Source organism: Acidovorax sp. NCPPB 3576, from assembly GCF_028473605.1.
Lineage (GTDB): Bacteria > Pseudomonadota > Gammaproteobacteria > Burkholderiales > Burkholderiaceae_C > Paracidovorax.
On sequence record NZ_CP097267.1, the window covers coordinates 2,627,722 to 2,646,347 of the forward strand.

Genomic DNA, 18,626 nt, shown 5'->3' on the forward strand with positions numbered 1-18,626 from the left:
TCGCGCAAAGCACGCCTGCCACCGAGGCGACCCATGGTCAGCGCCACCACCCCAGCAGCGCCAGGCAAGGCACGGCCACCGCGCCCAACCCCAGCCAGGCCCGCAAGGCACTCCGCGCACAGAACACCCACAGCGCGATGACCGCATACACCGCAAAGCTGAGCAATGTCGCCAGCAACACGCCATCGGCGCGGCTCCATCCCCACAGGCGCGGCGCAGCCAGCGCGAGGACGGCGGCGAGCAAAGAGGCCAGCACGTAGCCGCCCGCGCAGGCTGCCAACACCCTGCTGGCGACGCCCAGCCGGGCGGGCCAACGCATCGATGGGTGCGGTTGCCGGCTCATCCCTGCACTCCATTGCCCGGCACCTGGCGCTTCGCGGCGCCAGGCCGTGCTTTGTGCCAGCCGCGCCCCGTGCGGTAGGCCGCCCAGGCCAGGGCCGCGCCGAAAGCGAGCGCGGTGAATTCCACCCCAGCGCGCTGCCAGTCCGCCGCCATGGCATAGCGGCCCAGGTGCTGGCCCGTGGTCCAGGCATTCAGTGCGGGGAGTGCCACGCACAGCAATGCAGCCACGCTCAGCTGTTCCACCCACGCCCGCCGCGGCGGGCGCAGCGCGGCGTGCAGCAGCGTGGCCAGCCAGATCCACAGGAAGGCCCGGATCTCCCACAGCGCGCGGCCAGGCAGGTCCGTGGGCAAAAGGCGGTTGGCATAAAGGTAGCCGATGCAGGCGATGCCGATGCCTGCCACGGCCGCGACGTTCAGTGCCTCGATGGCGCGGTAGATGCCGGCCGTGGCACGGCCGAATTCGTTGCCGGACGCGCGGCGGCGCTTCACGCTGAACAGCACGGTGCCGGTGGCCACCATCACGGTGCCGAGCAACCCGCTGGCGAAGTACAGCCATTTCATCGGCCAGCCGCCGAAGCGGGCGAAGTGCAGCGATTCCATCACCGCGTGCACCTGCTCGGAGGCGAAGGCGGCATCGGCCCCGTGGCGGCGCACCTGCAGCACGGTGCCGGTCACGCCGTCGAACGCCACGCTGGCCACGGGATTCAGCAAGGCGCGGCGCTGGCCTTCGCCGGGCTCGCCTTCGCGCGGGCCGAGCACGCGCACCGTGGCATTCGCATCGCCCGGGGCCTCGACCACCACCATGCGCGGCGGTTGGCCGATCAGTGTGCGGGCCTGCAGCAGCAGCGGGGCCAGGTCGTGCAATTCAGCGGGCCGGCCGGTGCGGGGGCGGCGCAGTTCTTCGCCACCGCCCGCATGCAATTCGGCCTGGAACCGGGCATAGGCTTGGTCGCCGAAGCCGTAGGCCGCTTGCAGGGGCCATGGCATGTACGAGGTGTAGAAGATCGCCAGCCCGGTATAGACGATCATGAATAGAAAGGGCAGCGTCAGCACGCCCGTGGCGTTGTGCGCGTCCATCCACGACCGCTGGCCCTTGCCGGTTCGGAAGGTGAAGAAGTCCTGAAAGATGCGCCGGTGCACGACCACGCCGGACACCAGCGCCACCAGCATGCACATCGACACCCAGCCGACCACCCAGAACCCGAGCGCGTTCCACTGCAGCATGTAGTGGAACGACATGAAGTGCCGCCCACCCTCTGTCGCGCGGCCCCAGGGCGCGGGCAGCACGGCACCGGTCACCGGATGCAGCGCGGCCATCTGGTTGGTGCGGCCGTTTCGCCATGCCAGCAGCAGGGCATCGCCCGGGCGCTGGGGCAGCTCGATGCGCCAAAAGCGCGCATCGCCCGCCTGCGCCGCCAGATGGCGCACGGCTTGCGCCATGGCCGGCGCACCGACACCTTCCGTGCCGGCATCGGCGCCGGCAAGCACGGGCCGGGCCTCCATCCAGCGGGTGATGGGCTCGCGGAACACACTCAGCGTGCCCGTGAGAAAGATGGCGCAAAGCAACCAGCCGCACACCAGGCCGCACCAGGTGTGCAGCCAGGACATGGACTGGCGGAAGTTGCCGTTGCCCTTCATGCGGCCCCCATCACGGGCCATTCGCTGTGCAATCGACTGCGCACGTTCAGAAGGCGCCCCGCAGAGTCAGCATCACGTTGCGCGGGTCGCCGTAGTAGCTGCCGTTGACCAGCGCGGTGACCGAGCTGTAGTAGCGCTTGTCGAACACGTTGTTCACGTTCAGCGCCGCGGTCCAGTGGCGGTTGATCTGGTATTTGACCAGCGCATTCCACACCGCCCGCCCGCCGTTAGTGGCGCGCACGGCGCCGATCTGGCGATAGCTGCCGCTTTGCGCGTTGACGCCGCCCCCGAGGGTGATGGCGTTCAGCTCGCCCGGCAACTGGTAGGTGCTCCAAACGCGGAACAGGTGCTTGGGCGTGTAGCTGTTGAAGGACAGGCCCTGGCTGCTCACGTACTTGAGGTACTTGGTCTGGTTGAAGGTATAGCCGGCAAACAGGTTCCAGTGGCGCGCCACTTCGCCGCTCACCTCCGCATCCAGGCCCTGGCTGCGCACCTCGCCCGTGTCGGTGTAGCAGTAGTAGTCGCTGCGGCAGGTGGGGCTGGTGCTGAAGTCTTCCTGCGCGCGGTTCTTCTGGTCCACGCGGAACAGGGCGAACGAGGCATTCACCTTGCCGTCCATCAGCTCGCCTTTGAGGCCCGCTTCGTAATTGGCGCCCACCATGGGCTTGAGCAGTTGGCCCGCCTCGTTCAGTTCGGACTGCGGCTTGAAGATGTCGGCATAGCTCACGTAGGCTGACCATTGCGGGTTGAGCGCGTAGATCAGCCCGGCATAGGGGTTGACCTTGGCGTTCTCGCGGCTGTGGGTGGCCGATGTGGACGGCGTGGCGCCGGTGGTGACGGTGTCCCAGTCGGTGCGGAACCAGCTGACGCGCGCACCGACCACCAGCTTGAGCGGGTCGGTCAGCTGCAGGCGCGCCGCGTTGTAGAAGCCCAGTTGCCGGGCCTTGCCCTGCCGCGCCTCGCGGGTGCCGGTGTAGATCTCGGCGTCCGTGGGCTCGCGAAAATCCGGGTTGTAGCGGTTCAGGCCGAAGATGTTGTAGTTGGTCCGAAAGCCGTAGATGGTGTCGTTCGTGGTGTGCGTGTAGTTCACGCCGCTCACCAGTTCGTGCCGCCGGCCGAAGGCATCGAATTTTCCGGTCAGGTTCGCGTCGATGCCCGAGGTCTCGATGTCTGCGATGGACCGGGCCACGATGTTGGCGCTCTGCATCAGCGCCGGGTTGACCGCCCGGTTGACGCCGGCGTATTTCAGGTCGTGCTCTTCCTTGAGGTGCATCGCCGTGAGCTGGAGCTTCCAGTCGTCGTTGAACTGGTGCGCCGCATCGAAATACAGCCCGCGGTTGGACGACTCCTGCCGATTCCAGGTGGCGCCCAGGTAGGTCGAGCGGGGCAGGTTCAGGTCGCCGCCGGTGGCGTAGCGCGGCAGGCCGTTCATCGAGGGGCGGCCCCGCGTCTCTTCGGAACTGGCCCCGAAGTTGATGCGTGTGGCGGCCGAGACGTCGTATTCCAGCGTGCCGTACACGGTCGGGCTGCGGCGGTTCACGTAGTCCATGAACGAGTGGTGGTCTTCGTAGTCGATCAGCGCGCGGCCGCGCAGCGTGCCCTCTTCATTCAAGACGCGGCTGGCATCGAGCTGCGCGCCGTAGCGGTCCCACGAGCCCGCGCGGGCCTCCACCGTGGTGGCGTTGGTGTTGAGAGGACGCTTGCGCACCAGGTTGACCGCCCCGCCGGGGCTGCCTTCGCCCTGAAGCAGGCCGGCGGCGCCGCGCAGGACCTCGGCCCGGTCGATGATCGCCATGCCGGACGCATAGTTGCTCGCCCGCCCGTACATGCCGCGGTTGAGCGGAACCCCGTCGTACTGCACCGTGGTCAGGTCGTAGCCGCGCGAGTAGATGTATTTGCCGCCCTGCGGGCTTTGGGCCAGCGTGATGCCCGTGGTGCTGGCGAGCGCGTCATAGACCGAGGTGATGTTCTGCTCGTCCATCAGCTGGCGCGTGACGACGCTGATCGACTGGGGAATGTCCTTGAGCGCCTGGGCGCCCTTGCCCACCGTGACCGCACGCGTGGTGTAGGAGCCCGTGTGCTCGGTCGCCACCGGCCGTTCGGCCTGTGCCGATACCGTCACGGGCGCAAGCGTCGCCGTGCCTGCGCCTTGCGGCACCCGGCGCACGACCACCGACGTGCCTTCGATTTCCGCGAACAGCCCGCTGCCCGCCAGCAGGCGGTTGAGCGCCTCGCGGGCGGTCAGCCGCCCTTGCACAGCCGGTGCGACCTTCCCCTCCACCAGCGCAGGCTGCACCATCAGCTCCAGGCGCGCCTGCCGCGCCAGCGCATCCAGGGCCTGGGCCAGGGGCTGGGCGGCAATGCGGATGTCCACCGGCACGGATGCCGCAGCCTGTGCGCCGGCCCCCGACTGGGCATGGGCGGACAAGGCGCCCAAAGCCAGGGCGGCGGCCACGGCCAGCGGGGCGGGATGGAAGCGAAAACGGGACATGCGAGCGATCTCCGGAAGGTTGAGAATAAGAAGCCTTCTCAGGTAGACGCATGGCTTGGCAAAACCCCAACCTGGGCTTTGCGCTTTTTTTGAAGAAGTGAAACGACCCGTGCCATCGACCCCGCGTGAGGCCTGAAAGATCACGGACTCAGTGGGCCGCCAGGATTTCGGTGTGCGGCGCCTCGCCCTGCAGCCGCACCGGCAGCACCTTGGGAAGCGCCTGCCGGAAGTTGTCCAGGCGGCGCGGGTCGAAGGTGCCGGTCATGCGCAGTGCGCCCACGGCCGCATCGCGCACCACCAGGCCGGTCGGCCCGTAGCGCTCGAACTCCGCCAAGGCCTGCGCCAGCGGCACATCGTCCAAGGTGATTCGCCCATCGCGCCAAGGGGCCGCCCCTGCGGCTGCCACCGGGCCGACAGGCGCCATGTGGCCCGCCGCATCGGCGGCGACCTGCTGCCCCGCAGCCAGCGTCACCACCGCCGCTCCGGGGTGGGCACACTGCCCTGCAGCGGGGACCGTCGCCACGCGCACACGGCCTTCTTCCACGGCCACCCGCACGCCGTCGTCGCCGGGCACGTTGGCGGTATGGCGCACCGAAAAGCGCGTGCCCACCACGGTCACTTTCACGGCGCCGGCCAGCACATCGAACGGCCGGGTGGCATCGCCCTGCACCTGGAACAGGGCTTGCCCCTCCGGCAGGCGCACTTCGCGCCGCTGGCGGTACAGCGCCACCTCGACCCGCGTGGCCGTATCGAGCCGCAAGCGGCTGCCGTCGGGCAGCTGCACGTCCAGCTGCTGGCCCCGTTCCGTCGAAAAGTTCTGCACGAAAACCGGCTGCTGCTGCCAGTGGTCCCAGGCCAGATAGCTGCCGCCGCCAGCGGTCAACAGCACCGCGGCCGCCACAGCGGCCTGCGGCACCAGGGCAGACCACCCTTGCAGCCAGGCCCTGCGCGTGGCGGAGGCCGGTGCGGCCCGCGTGCGATCCGCCTTGGCCTGGTCGGCGGCCAACTGTCGGCGCAACTGCTGCACGCCAGCCGCCGGCAAGCCGTCCAGCCGCTGCCAGTCGGCCTGCCAGCGGGCAAACGCCGCCTGCCGGCCCGCATGCCCTGCCAGCCAGGCCTGGAACTCGGCGTTCTGCTCGGCGCCGCGCCCGCGATTTAGGCGCACGAACCACTCCAGCGCCTCAGCATCGAGGTCGCTGGGCGAGGGGGCAGCGCGGTGGAGGTCGGTCATGCGGGTTTGAGGGGTTTGCCTTGCAGTAGACGCACGGCGCGGCGCCATCCCAACCCGCGCCGGCCAGAAAATGCGTGGTGCATCACCACGGGCCTTCTTTCGGATCGGTGCATTCGATGGAATCGGCAGGTTGGCGCAATGGCCGCGGCACGCCCTCCAGACGGTCGTGGCAGTCGCGGCAAGCCTGCATGCCCCGCTGGATGTGGCGCTCCACCATCGTCACGGAGATACCCATGCGGCGCGCAATGTCGGCCTGCGGCAGGCCATCGAATTTGTACAGGATGAACGCCTCGCGGCAACGCAGTGGCAATTCGCCGATGGCGGCCAGCAGCGCATCCACCGTCTGGGACGACATGGCGGCCACCTCGGGCTCGCAGGCGGCCGGAGCGGCCAAGGTCTGCGCGGCCTGCTCGAAGGCACTGTCATCGTCCAGCGGGGCATGCTGGCCGCGCACCGCGTCGCGGCGATGCTGGTCGATGACCAGGTTGCGTGCCGTGCGGTACAGCAGTGCACGCGGTTCCGCGATGGCCTCGCCCGATCGCTGCACGGCCAGCACCCGTGCATAGCTTTCCTGCGCCAGATCGGCCGCCATCTCGCGATCCTTGACGGACCCTTGAAGGAACCTCAGCAACTCTCGGTAATAGCGCACGAACACGGAAATCTGAACCAGGGAATAAGGCCATGCCCATCGACAGGGCCAGACCCGGCGAAAGCGGAGCCGGTGGCGCCAAAGGCAAGTGAAGGCGCGAGTATAGAAGATGCGGTAAATGAGATTCACTTCGAACTGCATGCGCCCGATCCTGAAAAAGCGATCCGATGCCACGGCCACGGCGCCCCCGGTCAACGCCGATCCGCCCCTTCTCCTGCCGGATAGGGCGTGAACCGGCTTTCGTTCTCGCTCACATCCAGCGGCCGGCCCAGGAATGGAAACGCCCGCTGCGGGCAGCCCGTGCGCTCGCACACCTTGCATCCCATGCCGATGGGCGTGGCGATCTCGGGATCGTCCAGATCCATGCCCCGCGAATAGACCAGCCGGGGCGCATGGCGGATGTCGCAGCCCAGGGCCACGGCAAACGTCTTGCTTGGCGCGCCGAAGCCGCCCTGTCCGGCCGAAACCGTGCGCGCGATCCAGAGGTAGCTGCGCCCATCCGGCATGCGGGCCAGTTGCGGCAGGATCTTGCCGGGCTGCGAAAACGCTTCGTACACGTTCCACAGTGGGCAGGTGCCACCCGTCTTCGAGAAATGGAAATGGGTGGCGGACTGGCGCTTGGAGATGTTGCCTGCCCGGTCCACGCGGATGAAGAAGAACGGCACCCCGGGCGCGCCTGGCCGCTGCAGTGTGCTCAGCCGGTGGCAGATGGTCTCGAAGCCCACGCCGAAACGACGCGCCAGCCGGTCGATGTCGTAGCGCGTGGCCTCGGCCGCCTGCAAAAACACCGCGTAGGGCAACAGCAAGGCGCCGGCGAAGTAGTTCGCCAAGCCCATGCGGGCCAGGGTGCGGGCCTGCGGGTCTTGCCCGAATTCCGGCAGGTCCACCAATGCATCAAGCAGCGGTGAATGCTCCAGCAACGCCAGTTGGGTACCCAGCTGGAACGCGAGCTGGCCAGGGTCCAAAGACGGGGACAGCCGCAGCACCTTGCTGCCCGGGTCATAGCTGCGCAGGTAGGTGCCCCTGTCGTCCTGCGAGGGCACTGCGCGCACGCCATGGCGATGTTGCAGACGCTGGACGAGCCAGTCGGACAGCAGGCCGCCCTGGGCGCGCGCCTGGGTGGCGAGCTGTTCGGCGGCACGGTCGATGGAGTCCAGGTAGTTCTGGTGCGACAGGAAAAAGTCGCGCACCCGCTCGAAGGCCAGGGGTTGCAAGGGGACAAGGTGCGAATCGCCGGTGTCCGAACCCTCCACATGCCCATCTCCCCGGCCGTCGCCCAGGCGAATCGCGAGGGCTTCCAGCCGCTGCGTGGCCTCTAGATGGCGGTGGTGGAGCGCCAGCAACGCGCGGCCCACAGCCGGCATCTGCGAGGCGATCTCCCGCAGCTCCGGCAGCGCGACCGGCTCGCCGCCCGGGTTGTCGGCCAGCGCCTCCTGCAGTCCCGCGACCATCCGCGCCTCTTCGTCCTCGGAGAACTGCTGCACGTCCACCCCGAGCGTGCGGCTGACCTTGAGCAGCACGGCCACGGTGAGCGGCCGCTGGTTCTGCTCCAGCTGGTTCAAGTAGCTGGGCGACAAGCCCAGCGTTTGTGCCATGGCGATCTGCGACAGGCCGCGCTCGGCGCGCAGCTTGCGCAGGCGCACGCCCATGAAGGTCTTCTTCATGGAAGCGTTCCCATCATTGCATTCGCAGAATTTGCAAACTGGCGATTGGTCATTCGCAAAGATTCGCCTTTTCAGTGCTTTATCAAAGCATCCATTGTGCGTAGATTGCGAAGCATGACAACCCCGAGCCGCCCCCTCTTCCGCTTTTCAAAGGACCTCGCATGACTCTCGCGAACGCAACCGCGCCCACGGGCGCCCGAGCCAAGAAATCCGTGGCCCTGTCCGGCGTCACGGCGGGCAATACGGCGCTGTGTTCCGTGGGACGCACCGGCAACGACTTGCACTACCGCGGCTACGACATCCTCGATATCGCCGAAGTCTGCGAGTTCGAAGAGATTGCCCACCTGCTGGTGCATGGCAAGCTGCCCACTGCCGCCGAGTTGCGCGCCTACAAGGCCAGGCTGCGGGCGATGCGCGGGGTGCCGGCCAGCGTCAAGTCGGCGCTGGAGCAGATTCCGGCGCATGCCCACCCCATGGACGTGATGCGTACCGGCGTGTCGGCGCTCGGCTGCACCCTGCCCGAGAAGGACGAACACCCCGCGCCCGGCGCACGCGACATTGCCGACCGGCTGATGGCATCGCTCGGATCGATGCTGCTGTACTGGTATCACTGGTCCACGCAGGGTCGGCGCATCGATGTGGAAACCGATGACGACTCCATCGGCGCGCACTTTTTGCACCTGCTGCATGGCCGCAAGCCGCCAGCGAGCTGGGAGCGCGCCATGCACACCTCGCTCAACCTGTATGCCGAGCACGAGTTCAATGCCTCCACCTTCACCGCGCGCGTTATCGCCGGCACGGGCAGCGACCTGTATTCGTCGATCTCGGGCGCCATCGGCGCGCTGCGCGGCCCCAAGCACGGCGGCGCCAACGAGGTCGCGTTCGAAATCCAGAAGCGCTACGACAACCCGGACGAAGCCGAGGCCGACATCCGCCGCCGCGTCGAGGCCAAGGAGGTGGTGATCGGCTTCGGCCACCCGGTCTATACCGTGAGCGATCCACGCAACGCGGTCATCAAGGGCGTCGCGAAAACGCTGTCGCAGGAGGCGGGATCGACCCGCATGTTCGATATCGCAGACCGGCTGGAGGCCGTGATGCGCGAGGTCAAGAACATGTTCCCCAACCTGGACTGGTTCAGCGCCGTGAGCTACCACATGATGGGCGTGCCCACGGCCATGTTCACGCCCCTGTTCGTCATCGCCCGCACCAGCGGCTGGGCCGCGCATGTGATCGAGCAGCGCATCGACAACAAGATCATCCGGCCCAGCGCGAACTACACCGGCCCCGAAGACCAGGCCTTCGTCGCCCTGGCGGACCGCACCTGAAGCCGCATCGGTGCATTCCGCCCTTCCTTTTTCACCACTACTCGATACCCCAGCCTCCAATGTCCGCGCCCATCAGCAACATCCGCCCCGAATACGACCAGGCCATCGCCGATATCGTCGATTACGCGCTCACCTACGAGGTGACCTCCGAACAGGCGCTCAGCACCGCCCGCCACATCCTCATCGACACCCTGGGCTGCGGGCTCGAAGCGCTGGAATACCCCGCCGCTCGCAAGCTCATCGGCCCCATCGTCAAGGGTACGGTGGTGCCCCATGGCGCGAAAGTGCCCGGCACCCAGTTCCAGCTCGACCCGGTACAGGCCGCGTTCAACATCGGTGCGCTGATCCGCTGGCTCGACTTCAACGACACCTGGCTGGCCGCCGAATGGGGCCACCCATCGGACAACCTGGGCGGCATCCTGGCCGTGGCCGACTGGCTCAGCCGCAACGCCGTGGCGGCGGGCAAGAAACCCTTGATGGTGCGCGACGTGCTCGTCGCCATCGTCAAGGCGCACGAGATCCAGGGCGTGATCGCGCTGGAGAACTCCTTCAACCAGGTCGGGCTCGACCATGTGGTGCTGGTCAAGGTGGCATCGACCGCCGTGGTGTCGCAACTGCTGGGCCTGTCGCGCGACGAAACGCTGGCCGCCGTGTCGCTGGCCTGGGTCGATGGACAAGCCCTGCGCACCTACCGCCACGCGCCCAACGCCGGCAGCCGCAAAAGCTGGGCTGCGGGCGACGCCACCAGCCGCGCCGTGCGCCTGGCGCTGATCGCGCAGACCGGGGAAATGGGCTATCCCTCGGCGTTGACGGCCAAAACCTGGGGCTTCTACGACGTGTCGTTCAAGGGGCAGCCGTTCCGCTTCCAGCGCCCCTACGGCAGCTACGTGGCGGAGAACGTGCTGTTCAAAATCAGCTTCCCGGCCGAGTTCCACAGCCAGACCGCGGTCGAGGCCGCCATGGCTTTGCACCAGCAACTGCAGGACGCGGGCAAGACCGTGGATGACGTGCAGCGCATCACCATCCGCACGCACGCGGCCTGCATCCGCATCATCGACAAACAGGGCCCGCTGAACAACGAGGCGGACCGCGACCACTGCATTCAGTACATGGTGGCGGTGCCGCTGATTTTCGGCCGGCTCACCGCGGCCGACTACGAAGCTGGCGTGGCCGCCGATCCGCGCATTGACGCGCTGCGAGCGAAGATCCATTGCGTGGAAGACCCTGGATACACCGCCGACTACCACGACCCCGAAAAGCGCAGCATCGCCAACGCCCTGACCGTGGTGTTCAACGACGGCAGCGCCCTGTCCGAGGTGGCGGTCGAATACCCCATCGGCCACCAGCGCCGCCGTGCCGAAGGCATTCCGCTGCTGGAGGCCAAGTTCCGCCACAACCTCGCGCGCAGCTTTCCGCGCAAGCAGCAGGACGCGATCCTCGCGGCCTCGCTCGACCCGCAAGGGCTCCAGGCGATGCCGGTGCACGAATACATCGACCTCTACGTGATCTGACGCCATGGCCCGCAACCCACGCAAACATCTGCGCGCACTGGTGGAGGCCCGCCGCGGCGTGCTGGTGCCGGGGGCGTTCAACGCGCTGTCGGCCCGGGTCGTCGAAGACCTGGGTTTCGAAGCGCTCTACGTCACGGGAGCCGGTGTGACCAACATGTGGTTCGGCCTGCCAGACCAGGGCTTCATGGGCCTTCACGAGATCGCCGACCACACGGCACGCATCCGCGACGCGGTCGCCCTGCCCCTGATCGTCGATGCCGACACGGGCTTCGGCAACGCACTCAACGTGCGGCACACCGTGCGCGTGCTGGAACGTGCCGGCGCCGATTGCATCCAGCTCGAAGACCAGGTCGCGCCCAAGCGTTGCGGGCACTTTGCGGGAAAGGAGGTGATTGCCTGCGAGGAGGCGGTCGGCAAGATCAAGGCAGCGGTGGATGCGCGCAATGACCCCGACCTGCTGATCATGGCGCGCACCGATGCGGCCGCCACCCTGGGCCTGGAGGCCGCCATCGAGCGCGCCCAACGGTTCGCAGACGCCGGGGCGGACGTTTTGTTCATCGAGGCCGTCACGACCGCCGAGGGCATTCGTGCACTGCCCGCGCGCCTGGCCAAACCGCAGTTGATGAACATGGTGATCGGCGGGCACACGCCCATCGTCGGGGCCGAAGAACTCGGCCAGTTGGGCTACGGCATCGTGCTGTACGCCAACGCAGCGCTGCAGGGCGCGGTGGCCGGCATGCAGAAGGCGCTCACCGTGTTGCGCGAGACCAAGCGCCTTGCCGAAGACCAGGCTCTGGTGACCCCCTTTGCGGAGCGCCAACGCCTGGTGGGCAAGCCCGCATGGGACGCGCTGGAGCAGCGCTATGTCTGATGCAGGCGGCTCGCCCGTGGCATCCACCTGACCGAATTGCCCGGCCTGCGCCCCATCAACACACGGCACTTCGAATCCGGTCGGACGCTGCAGGCGTCCTGCAGGCCTTTGCCGAGGAGGAAAAGCAGACGATCATCGACCGCGCCATCGACCCGTTGGCGTCTGCCATTTCCCCGATCGGATGAAAACGAGAAGCGCGCGCAGGCCGCTCAAGCCGTCTTCGGCGCTCTGGGAAGCACCATCTTGAAGCGAATGAGGCCATCCGCCGTCGAAGCAGTCACCTCGCCCTGGTGCGCCTTGGCGATCTCCCGCACGATGAACAGGCCCAGGCCCAGATGCCCGGACGAGGCGCCGAGTTCGCTGGAGTTGCGTCGCAAAGGATCGAACAGAGTATCGAGGACCTCTTGCTCAATCGGATCGGCCACGTTTTCGGTGATGATCTCCACGGCCTTCTCGTGACCGGCGACGATCACCGTGACCGGGCTGCCTTCCGGGCTGTGCTGCACTGCATTCGACACCAGGTTGGAGACCGCCTGCCGCACCCGCGATTTGTCGAATGCGTCGCGGGTATCGCCCGTGATCTGCAGGTGGATCTGCCGTTTCGGGAATGCCCGCTGCAGCATCTCGAACTCTTCCCGGCATTCCACACCCAGATCGACCGTCTCGCGATGCAATTGCATGCCAACGCCCAGGGTCGCCTTGTTGTATTCGAGCAGTGAATCGAGCAGCGAATTCAGGCGGCGGCCATTGCGCAGCAGTGCACCGATCAGATACATCGCCTGCCCGTTGCCTTGGCTCTCGACCCGCTCCAGCAATTCTGCGGTCAGCAGCATCGCGTTCAAGGGGCCGCGCAAATCGTGGCCCAGCACGCCCAGAAAAATGTGCCGCCACTTACCGATTTCTGCGGCATGGTATGCCACCGACTCGGCCACCGCCTGGTCGATGGCCTCGTTGAAACGCAGCGTGTCCTGCATGGCGAACCTGTCCGGATCGCCATGATCGGCCCATAACCGAAGCACGCAGGAACGGATCACACGGTATTCCGCCACCAGTTGTTCGATGTCGAGCCCGACGCGGGCACGCAGCGTGCCATGGGATTGCGCAGGCGTCTCCTCGGCAGGGGGCGCCGCATGACCCAATGATTTTTCGATCGACTGCGTGCGGCTTTGAGGCTGCTCCAGATCCAGTGCTATGGTGTTCAATACCAGCGGAAGATGATTACGCAGCACGCTCGCGGCCAGGCCCTGCAGTGCGGGAATCTGGGCCGCGTAGGCGAACGACTCGGCAAGAATCTGTTCCCGGGCGTGGCGAATGAACTGCGCAAGGCGCATGGCAATACTCCGATCGGCCTTAAAAATAAGTAACGTGTGCAGTTACTAGGAAAATATGAAGTCCAAACGCGTCCTGGTTGTCGACGATCATCGCGACTCTGCAGACATGCTTTGCGAACTGCTGATGATCCGAGACCCCGATCTGTCTGTTCAGGCAGCTTACGATGGCTTGTCAGGCCTGGAGCAGGCGCTCAACGGCCATTTCGATGTAGTCATTCTTGACCTCATGCTTCCCCGCATGAACGGCGCCCAGGTGGCGCGTGAAATCCGCTCCAGGCTCACCACCGAAGCACCCATTCTGGTCGCCCTGTCGGGCAGCGTCGCCGAAGTGGCGCAGCATCAGGACGGGCTGGTTTTCAATCATGCATTGACCAAGCCCCTGAATGTCGAGCGGCTCATGGGCATATTTCTTTCTTGAGACCTTGAAAACACGGTGGGTGGCGGCGCGATCCCAGGCGAGTGCGGCGCTGCCGCCGCCCGCCATCAATCAGGCGCTTTGTAGGCCAGCACCTTCAGCGCCCGCTCCGGCTGCACGTCGGCAAACACGGCGGGGTTTGCTACCCCCTCAACGAACGTCAGTTCGGGTGCCAGCTCCTGCATCTGCCCCTGCAGAAAATCCACACCCAGCTCCGGTGCGTTCAGGCACAGCAACGCGTGGCCGCCGGGTGCCAGCAAATCCGTCAGCCTCCGCATCAGGCGCGCGTAATCCTTGGTGGCGACGAAGCTGCCCTTTTGGTAGCTGGGCGGGTCCACGATCACGAGGCCGTAGGGGCCGCCGCGCGTGATCTTGCCCCACGTGCTGAAGATGTCGTGCGCAAGAAAGCTCGCGCCCGTGGTCAATCCATTGAGCTGGTGGTTCTGCTGGCCGATGGCGATGGCGCCATGGCTCATGTCCACGTTCACCACCTGCCGGGCCCCAGCCTGCAGCGCCACCACCGAAAACGCGCACGTGTAGGCGAACAGGTTCAGCACCTTGGCGCCGCGCGGCTCGCGGGCCTTCTGCGCCGTGATGTACTCGTGCACCCAGCGCCGGCCTTGCGCCATGTCCAGAAACAGGCCATGGTTCTGCCCTTTGAGCACATGCACGCGAAAGCGCGCGCCCTGCTCGGTGACCTCATGCGGGTCCGGCACGGTGCCGGCCATCAGGCGTGTCTCCGCGCGGCCCTGCACGCGCAGTTGCTCGTGCCGGCACTGGAATACCCAGTTCAATGGCTCGCCCGGTGCGACCTGCGCCCAGCGGGCCTCCAGCGCGGCCCCGATCGTGGCGAGGTCTTCCTCCTCCACGGGCTGGAAGCTGGTGAGTACGAAGACCGGCGGATAGGCGTCCAGCGACCAATGCTCGCATCCCGCAAACAGTCCGCCACGGCCATGGAAAATGCGTTGGGCATCGGTGGGGCGAGCCATGGCGGCAATGGCATCGAGCAGGGGTTGCATGGAAGGAGTGTCGGTTGGCACACGGGGCAAGGCAGCGCCGCGCAGGGGAGAGAAGGTGGTTTCAGCGCGCATTCTGCCTGCGCAAACCGCCAGGGAATCGATATCGCAGGCGCACGGCGCACCTTCTCGAAGAAAGGCACGGACACCTGCCGAGGTGCAGCCGAAGCGGCCTTCCCATGCAAAGCACCGGGTACATTTGCGCTGCGCCGGGCAGGAGAGGTCTTTGCTGCAGCCCCAGGTTGGCAGAAGGCTTGGCGCAACCTCAAAACCAATTCATAACAGGGTTCGAAATGATCAAGTCGTTGGCTACGGCCATTATTGGCATCAGCATGTCCATGAGCCTTTGGGCACAGGCACCGGAATCGCAGCGCCAGGAAAAATTGGCGGAGCAAGTGAAGGCACTGCACTGGATCGACCAGGGCCAGGGCGAGATCGGCAGCAATGCCACCGTCAAGATTCCGAAGGGTTATGCCTTCCTGGGCGACAAGGACACCGCCAAGCTGCTGGAGCTGTACGGCAACCCGCCCACGCCCAACCACTACCTGATCGCCCCGCGGTCGCTGGACTGGTTCGCGGTGTTCTCGTTCGACGACACGGGCTACATCAAGGACGACGAGAAGATCAACGCACCCGAGTTGCTGTCGTCCATCAAGGCGGCGGATGAAGAAGGCAACAAGCAGCGCAAGAAGCTGGGCATGGAGGCCCTGTACACCGAGGGCTGGCAGGTCGAGCCGCATTACGACGCGCAAAGCAAGCGCCTGGAATGGGGCCTGCGCCTGCGGGACGAAAGCGGCCACCAGGCCATCAACTACACCTCGCGCATCCTGGGCCGCACGGGCGTGATGAGCGCCATCCTGGTGTCCGATCCAGAAAGCCTCGCAAAAGACACCGAGCAGTTCAAGCAGGTGCTGACCGGCTTCAACTACAACAGCGGCCAAACCTACGCCGAGTTCAAAAATGGTGACAAGCTTGCCAAGATCGGCTTGGCCGCACTCGTGCTGGGTGGAGCGGCAGCCGTGGCTTCTAAAAAGGGCCTGTGGACGGTCATCGGAGGTTTCATCGCCGCGTTCTGGAAATTTCTGCTCGTCGGCGCGGCCGCCTTTTTCGGCGCCATCGGCAAGCTGTTCGGCCGCGGCAAGAAAGAAGCCTGAGTACCGCGGCCCGGCACCCCGCCTGCCTGACTGCTGACACTCCGTGCTCACTTGGATCGGCCCTGAAGCGCAGGTGATGCTCGCCATCTGCGCCTTCTATGTGTACGACGCCTGCGTGCCGCTGGCCGCGGATGCGGGCCAATTGCGCCGTGGCCGGTCGGGCTGGCGGGGGCTGCTGGCAATGCAGGGGTTCGAGGTGCGTTGGGCTTACCTGGCGTGGCCTGCGCTGCTGTTGCCGCACCAGCCTGTCTACACGCTGCGCTGGGACCCGGCACATGTCCATCTGTCCGGCAATGCGCAGGCGGTCCGGCACCTGCAGGCACATGCCGCCAGCTTTACCGGCTTCGCGCTGCCGCTGTACGGGCTTGGCGCCGCTTTGTTCGCGCTGCTGCCTACCGTGTTGTTCATCCGGCCCAGCGAAACCGCGCAACTGGGCGCCCTGGCGTTGATCTATGGGTTCGCCCTCTGGATCGCACTGCTGGCGCGGCGGCACGGACAGCGCGGCCACACACCCCGGCGCACGGCCCGTTCGGTGGCAGTGCAAGCCATTCTGTGTCCGCCGTTTGCGCTCAATGCCGTGCGCAAGCTGTCGGCGGCCCATTCGCCCCCTTGCGACTGGCTGCAGGCGGCCCATACCCTGCTGGAGCCGGGTGAATGGCGCGACCTCGCACAGCGCGCCCAATCCGTCATCGAGGCGGGCATGGACGAAGCGCAGGCGGAAGGCCGAGTCGAAATGCTGCAGCGGCTCGGCGCAGCCCATGGACGGCTGCAAGCCAGCACCGAGACTGGCACGCAGGGCCAAACACCGTAAGCAGGCCAAACACCGTAACTGCGCTGCAGGCTCGAAGGCGCGAGGTATGCGTTGCTTTCGAGTGCTTCGTACCCCAGGCAATGAGCGGTGAAATGGCGGTGCAGCGCAAGCCTTCCGATTCGACTCAGCGGGTCTATCCCGCATCAGAACGCCATTGGCTACCGCAGGCTCGCCGCGGCGGCCAGTGTTTGGCGGATTCCTTCCGCATACGGTGTCTTGTGGATGGGGCCCATCAGTTGCCGCAGGGCCGAGTCGTCCATGATCAGTGGGTCGGTCATCAGGTAATTCATCTCCACCAACTCGCGCATGAACGGATTGAACAGGCCGAGCAGCCGCAGCATCGTCTTGCCAGCCACCCGAAGTTGTATCTTGCTGCCGGTCTGGCGCTCCATTTCAGCCACCATGTGGCGCTGCGTGGTCACGCCTGCACCAGCCAGGTTCCATATCTTGCCGAACGCAGCGGGGGTATCGGCCAACTGCGCGACCACCGGGCCCACGTCCGGTACGTAAACGAATTCATGCGGAGAATCGATGGGGCCCACCAGGTTGGCGGTGCCGCCACGCACGGCAGCCTGCGCGGCGCCGTCGAGCAGGCTGGCCTGCACGCCAGGGCCATAGAAATCCGGCAGGCGCAACACCGTCGCGTGGATGCGGCCATCGGCATGGGCCTGCATCACCAAATCTTCCTGCTCCTTGCGCATGCGCCCCTTGAAGGTGTGCGGTGCGCGCGGATGGTCTTCGCGCACCGGGCGGGCCTGGGGGCGGCCATAGGGATACACCGTGCCGATGAGCACGATGTTCTTGACCCCCGCCGCAATGGCCCCTGCCAGCGTCTTGCGCATCAGATCGGGGTGCAGTTCGAACTGCCAGTAGTTCACGCCCACCATGTAGATCAGCGTTTCCACGCCGTTGGCTGCGGCCTGCACCGAATCCGGGGAGTCAGGGTTCCAGGTCACGATGTCCGCCAGCGAATCGGCACCGAAGGCCTTGTCCAGGCTGGACCGGGTCCGGCCGACCACGCGGTAATGCTGGCCCTTGGCCCGCAGTGCGGCGGCGATGCTCTGGCCTATGGCGCCTGCTGAGCCGAAGAGTGCGAATTTGACTGGGGACATGGTGATTTTCCTGAGGCGGGGCGTGAAGCGAAAGGGCTGAGAAGGAGCCCTGCATTGATTCGACGGCATTGTTTTTGCGGTGCGAGACAGCAGTTTGCGATGAATGCACTCAAAAGAAAATTGCCTAAAATTGCATTCCACCTATAAACAAATGCATACCATGACCGACGCCGAGCCCAACTGGGAGTGGTATCGCACCTTCCTTCAGGTTCTGGAAACAGGCTCGCTCTCAGCCGCTGCGCGCGCCATGGGCCTGACGCAGCCCACCGTGGGCCGCCACATCGACAGCCTGGAAACCGCACTGGCACTGAAGCTCTTCACGCGATCGTTCGACGGCTTCACGCCCACCGACGCAGCGTGGGAGCTGAAGCCTTATGCCGCCGGCCTGGCGGACACTGCGGCGGCGCTGCGCCGCGTTGCCAGCAGCCACGGGGCAGGCGTTCGCGGCACCGTGCGCATCACGGCCAGCGAGATCATCGGGGTCGAGGTGCTGCCTCCGATCCTGTCAGCACTGCGCGGCAAGCATCCGCAACTGACCATCGAGCTGGTGCTATCGAATGCAGCGGACGATCTGCTGCACCGCGAGGCCGATATTGCAGTGCGCATGTTCAAGCCCACGCAAGATGCCTTGGTCGCCAAGCGTGTGGGCGCTATCGAATTGGGCCTCCATGCGCACAAGGACTACCTGGCGACCCATGGCGTGCCCAAGTCGATGAAGGGACTGGCCAACCATTCGATGATCGGCTTCGACCACGGGACCGCGTTCATCCGCAAGATGCAGATCCAGTTCCCGGTGTTTTCGCGTCCGGGCCTGGCGTTTCGTGCGGACAGCGATTTGGCGCAACTGGCCGCCATCCGGGCAGGCTTTGGCATCGGCGCTTGCCAGGTCGCGCTGGCGGCCCGGGACCCATCGTTGGTTCGCGTGCTGACATCCCGGTTTTCGCCCGCATTGGACACCTGGATCGTCATGCACGAAGACCTGCGCGAGAGCCCGCGTTGCGCCGTGACCTTCACGGCACTCGCCACAGGCTTGGGCCGCTACATCCTCCAAGGCGCTTAAGGCAT

The 18,626-nt window shown here is 66.1% G+C and carries 16 protein-coding genes; 7 read left to right on the forward strand and 9 right to left on the reverse strand.

Features of this window, described 5'->3' with window-relative positions:
- Positions 1-37 precede the first annotated feature (37 nt).
- The 6 genes from M5C98_RS12075 to M5C98_RS12100 form a co-directional block, all read right to left on the reverse strand.
- The gene (locus M5C98_RS12075) at positions 38-343 is read right to left on the reverse strand and encodes a DUF3649 domain-containing protein (protein WP_272553027.1); all 306 of its coding nucleotides are present in this window, start codon (positions 341-343) and stop codon (positions 38-40) included.
- A complete protein-coding gene (locus M5C98_RS12080; RefSeq protein WP_272553029.1) occupies positions 340-2,001 on the reverse strand; it encodes a PepSY-associated TM helix domain-containing protein in 1,662 nt (553 codons plus the stop codon). The genes M5C98_RS12075 and M5C98_RS12080 overlap by 4 nt, the downstream gene beginning before the upstream one ends.
- 25 nt (positions 2,002-2,026) lie before the next feature.
- The gene (locus M5C98_RS12085; protein ID WP_272553031.1) at positions 2,027-4,471 is read right to left on the reverse strand and encodes a TonB-dependent siderophore receptor; all 2,445 of its coding nucleotides are present in this window, start codon (positions 4,469-4,471) and stop codon (positions 2,027-2,029) included.
- 148 nt (positions 4,472-4,619) lie between these two features.
- Positions 4,620-5,702, reverse strand: coding sequence for a FecR family protein (locus M5C98_RS12090; protein WP_272553032.1), 1,083 nt, complete (start codon positions 5,700-5,702; stop codon positions 4,620-4,622).
- An 82-nt stretch (positions 5,703-5,784) separates the two neighbouring features.
- Positions 5,785-6,294, reverse strand: a complete 510-nt coding sequence (locus M5C98_RS12095) for a sigma-70 family RNA polymerase sigma factor (RefSeq protein ID WP_336298501.1) — start codon at positions 6,292-6,294, stop codon at positions 5,785-5,787.
- 248 nt (positions 6,295-6,542) lie between these two features.
- A complete protein-coding gene (locus tag M5C98_RS12100; protein WP_272553034.1) occupies positions 6,543-8,015 on the reverse strand; it encodes a short-chain fatty acyl-CoA regulator family protein in 1,473 nt (490 codons plus the stop codon).
- Between the two features lie 161 nt (positions 8,016-8,176).
- Between M5C98_RS12100 and prpC the strand changes: the two genes are divergently transcribed.
- From prpC to M5C98_RS12115, 3 genes are read left to right on the forward strand one after another with little or no spacing between them, the layout of a single operon-like run.
- A complete protein-coding gene (gene prpC, locus M5C98_RS12105) occupies positions 8,177-9,340 on the forward strand; it encodes a bifunctional 2-methylcitrate synthase/citrate synthase (protein WP_272553035.1) in 1,164 nt (387 codons plus the stop codon).
- A gap of 59 nt (positions 9,341-9,399) precedes the next feature.
- Positions 9,400-10,851, forward strand: coding sequence for a bifunctional 2-methylcitrate dehydratase/aconitate hydratase (locus M5C98_RS12110; RefSeq protein WP_272553036.1), 1,452 nt, complete (start codon positions 9,400-9,402; stop codon positions 10,849-10,851).
- A 4-nt stretch (positions 10,852-10,855) separates the two neighbouring features.
- On the forward strand, positions 10,856-11,722 hold the full coding sequence (locus M5C98_RS12115) for an isocitrate lyase/PEP mutase family protein (protein WP_272553038.1): 867 nt from the start codon (positions 10,856-10,858) through the stop codon (positions 11,720-11,722).
- Between the two features lie 209 nt (positions 11,723-11,931).
- Here M5C98_RS12115 and M5C98_RS12120 read toward each other — a convergent pair whose 3' ends face one another.
- A complete protein-coding gene (locus tag M5C98_RS12120) occupies positions 11,932-13,053 on the reverse strand; it encodes a sensor histidine kinase (protein ID WP_272553039.1) in 1,122 nt (373 codons plus the stop codon).
- Between the two features lie 55 nt (positions 13,054-13,108).
- Between M5C98_RS12120 and M5C98_RS12125 the strand changes: the two genes are divergently transcribed.
- A complete protein-coding gene (locus M5C98_RS12125; protein WP_272553040.1) occupies positions 13,109-13,471 on the forward strand; it encodes a response regulator in 363 nt (120 codons plus the stop codon).
- A 65-nt stretch (positions 13,472-13,536) separates the two neighbouring features.
- Here M5C98_RS12125 and M5C98_RS12130 read toward each other — a convergent pair whose 3' ends face one another.
- A complete protein-coding gene (locus tag M5C98_RS12130; protein ID WP_272553041.1) occupies positions 13,537-14,487 on the reverse strand; it encodes a class I SAM-dependent methyltransferase in 951 nt (316 codons plus the stop codon).
- 335 nt (positions 14,488-14,822) lie between these two features.
- Between M5C98_RS12130 and M5C98_RS12135 the strand changes: the two genes are divergently transcribed.
- Both M5C98_RS12135 and M5C98_RS12140 read left to right on the forward strand, forming a co-directional pair.
- Complete coding sequence (locus M5C98_RS12135) at positions 14,823-15,638, forward strand: DUF2167 domain-containing protein (RefSeq protein WP_272553042.1); 816 nt, start codon at positions 14,823-14,825, stop codon at positions 15,636-15,638.
- 43 nt (positions 15,639-15,681) lie between these two features.
- Positions 15,682-16,449 (forward strand): hypothetical protein, encoded by a 768-nt coding sequence (locus M5C98_RS12140; protein WP_272553043.1) that lies wholly within the window; start codon positions 15,682-15,684, stop codon positions 16,447-16,449.
- Between the two features lie 158 nt (positions 16,450-16,607).
- On the opposite strand, the gene M5C98_RS12145 is transcribed toward M5C98_RS12140, so the two are convergent.
- Positions 16,608-17,561 (reverse strand): NAD-dependent epimerase/dehydratase family protein, encoded by a 954-nt coding sequence (locus tag M5C98_RS12145; protein ID WP_272553044.1) that lies wholly within the window; start codon positions 17,559-17,561, stop codon positions 16,608-16,610.
- Between the two features lie 160 nt (positions 17,562-17,721).
- On the opposite strand from M5C98_RS12145, the gene M5C98_RS12150 reads away from it, so the two are divergent.
- Complete coding sequence (locus tag M5C98_RS12150; RefSeq protein WP_272553262.1) at positions 17,722-18,621, forward strand: LysR family transcriptional regulator; 900 nt, start codon at positions 17,722-17,724, stop codon at positions 18,619-18,621.
- Positions 18,622-18,626 lie beyond the last annotated feature (5 nt).

Bases quoted from the DNA above. Each gene is read 5' to 3' on its own strand.
- M5C98_RS12075 (WP_272553027.1), bottom strand. From the start codon at position 343: ATGAGCCGGCAACCGCACCCATCGATGCGTTGGCCCGCCCGGCTGGGC.
- M5C98_RS12080 (WP_272553029.1), bottom strand. From the start codon at position 2,001: ATGGCCCGTGATGGGGGCCGCATGAAGGGCAACGGCAACTTCCGCCAG.
- M5C98_RS12085 (WP_272553031.1), bottom strand. From the start codon at position 4,471: ATGTCCCGTTTTCGCTTCCATCCCGCCCCGCTGGCCGTGGCCGCCGCC.
- M5C98_RS12090 (WP_272553032.1), bottom strand. From the start codon at position 5,702: ATGACCGACCTCCACCGCGCTGCCCCCTCGCCCAGCGACCTCGATGCT.
- M5C98_RS12095 (WP_336298501.1), bottom strand. From the start codon at position 6,294: ATGGCGGCCGATCTGGCGCAGGAAAGCTATGCACGGGTGCTGGCCGTG.
- M5C98_RS12100 (WP_272553034.1), bottom strand. From the start codon at position 8,015: ATGAAGAAGACCTTCATGGGCGTGCGCCTGCGCAAGCTGCGCGCCGAG.
- prpC (WP_272553035.1), top strand. From the start codon at position 8,177: ATGACTCTCGCGAACGCAACCGCGCCCACGGGCGCCCGAGCCAAGAAA.
- M5C98_RS12110 (WP_272553036.1), top strand. From the start codon at position 9,400: ATGTCCGCGCCCATCAGCAACATCCGCCCCGAATACGACCAGGCCATC.
- M5C98_RS12115 (WP_272553038.1), top strand. From the start codon at position 10,856: ATGGCCCGCAACCCACGCAAACATCTGCGCGCACTGGTGGAGGCCCGC.
- M5C98_RS12120 (WP_272553039.1), bottom strand. From the start codon at position 13,053: ATGCGCCTTGCGCAGTTCATTCGCCACGCCCGGGAACAGATTCTTGCC.
- M5C98_RS12125 (WP_272553040.1), top strand. From the start codon at position 13,109: ATGAAGTCCAAACGCGTCCTGGTTGTCGACGATCATCGCGACTCTGCA.
- M5C98_RS12130 (WP_272553041.1), bottom strand. From the start codon at position 14,487: ATGCAACCCCTGCTCGATGCCATTGCCGCCATGGCTCGCCCCACCGAT.
- M5C98_RS12135 (WP_272553042.1), top strand. From the start codon at position 14,823: ATGAGCCTTTGGGCACAGGCACCGGAATCGCAGCGCCAGGAAAAATTG.
- M5C98_RS12145 (WP_272553044.1), bottom strand. From the start codon at position 17,561: ATGTCCCCAGTCAAATTCGCACTCTTCGGCTCAGCAGGCGCCATAGGC.
- M5C98_RS12150 (WP_272553262.1), top strand. From the start codon at position 17,722: ATGACCGACGCCGAGCCCAACTGGGAGTGGTATCGCACCTTCCTTCAG.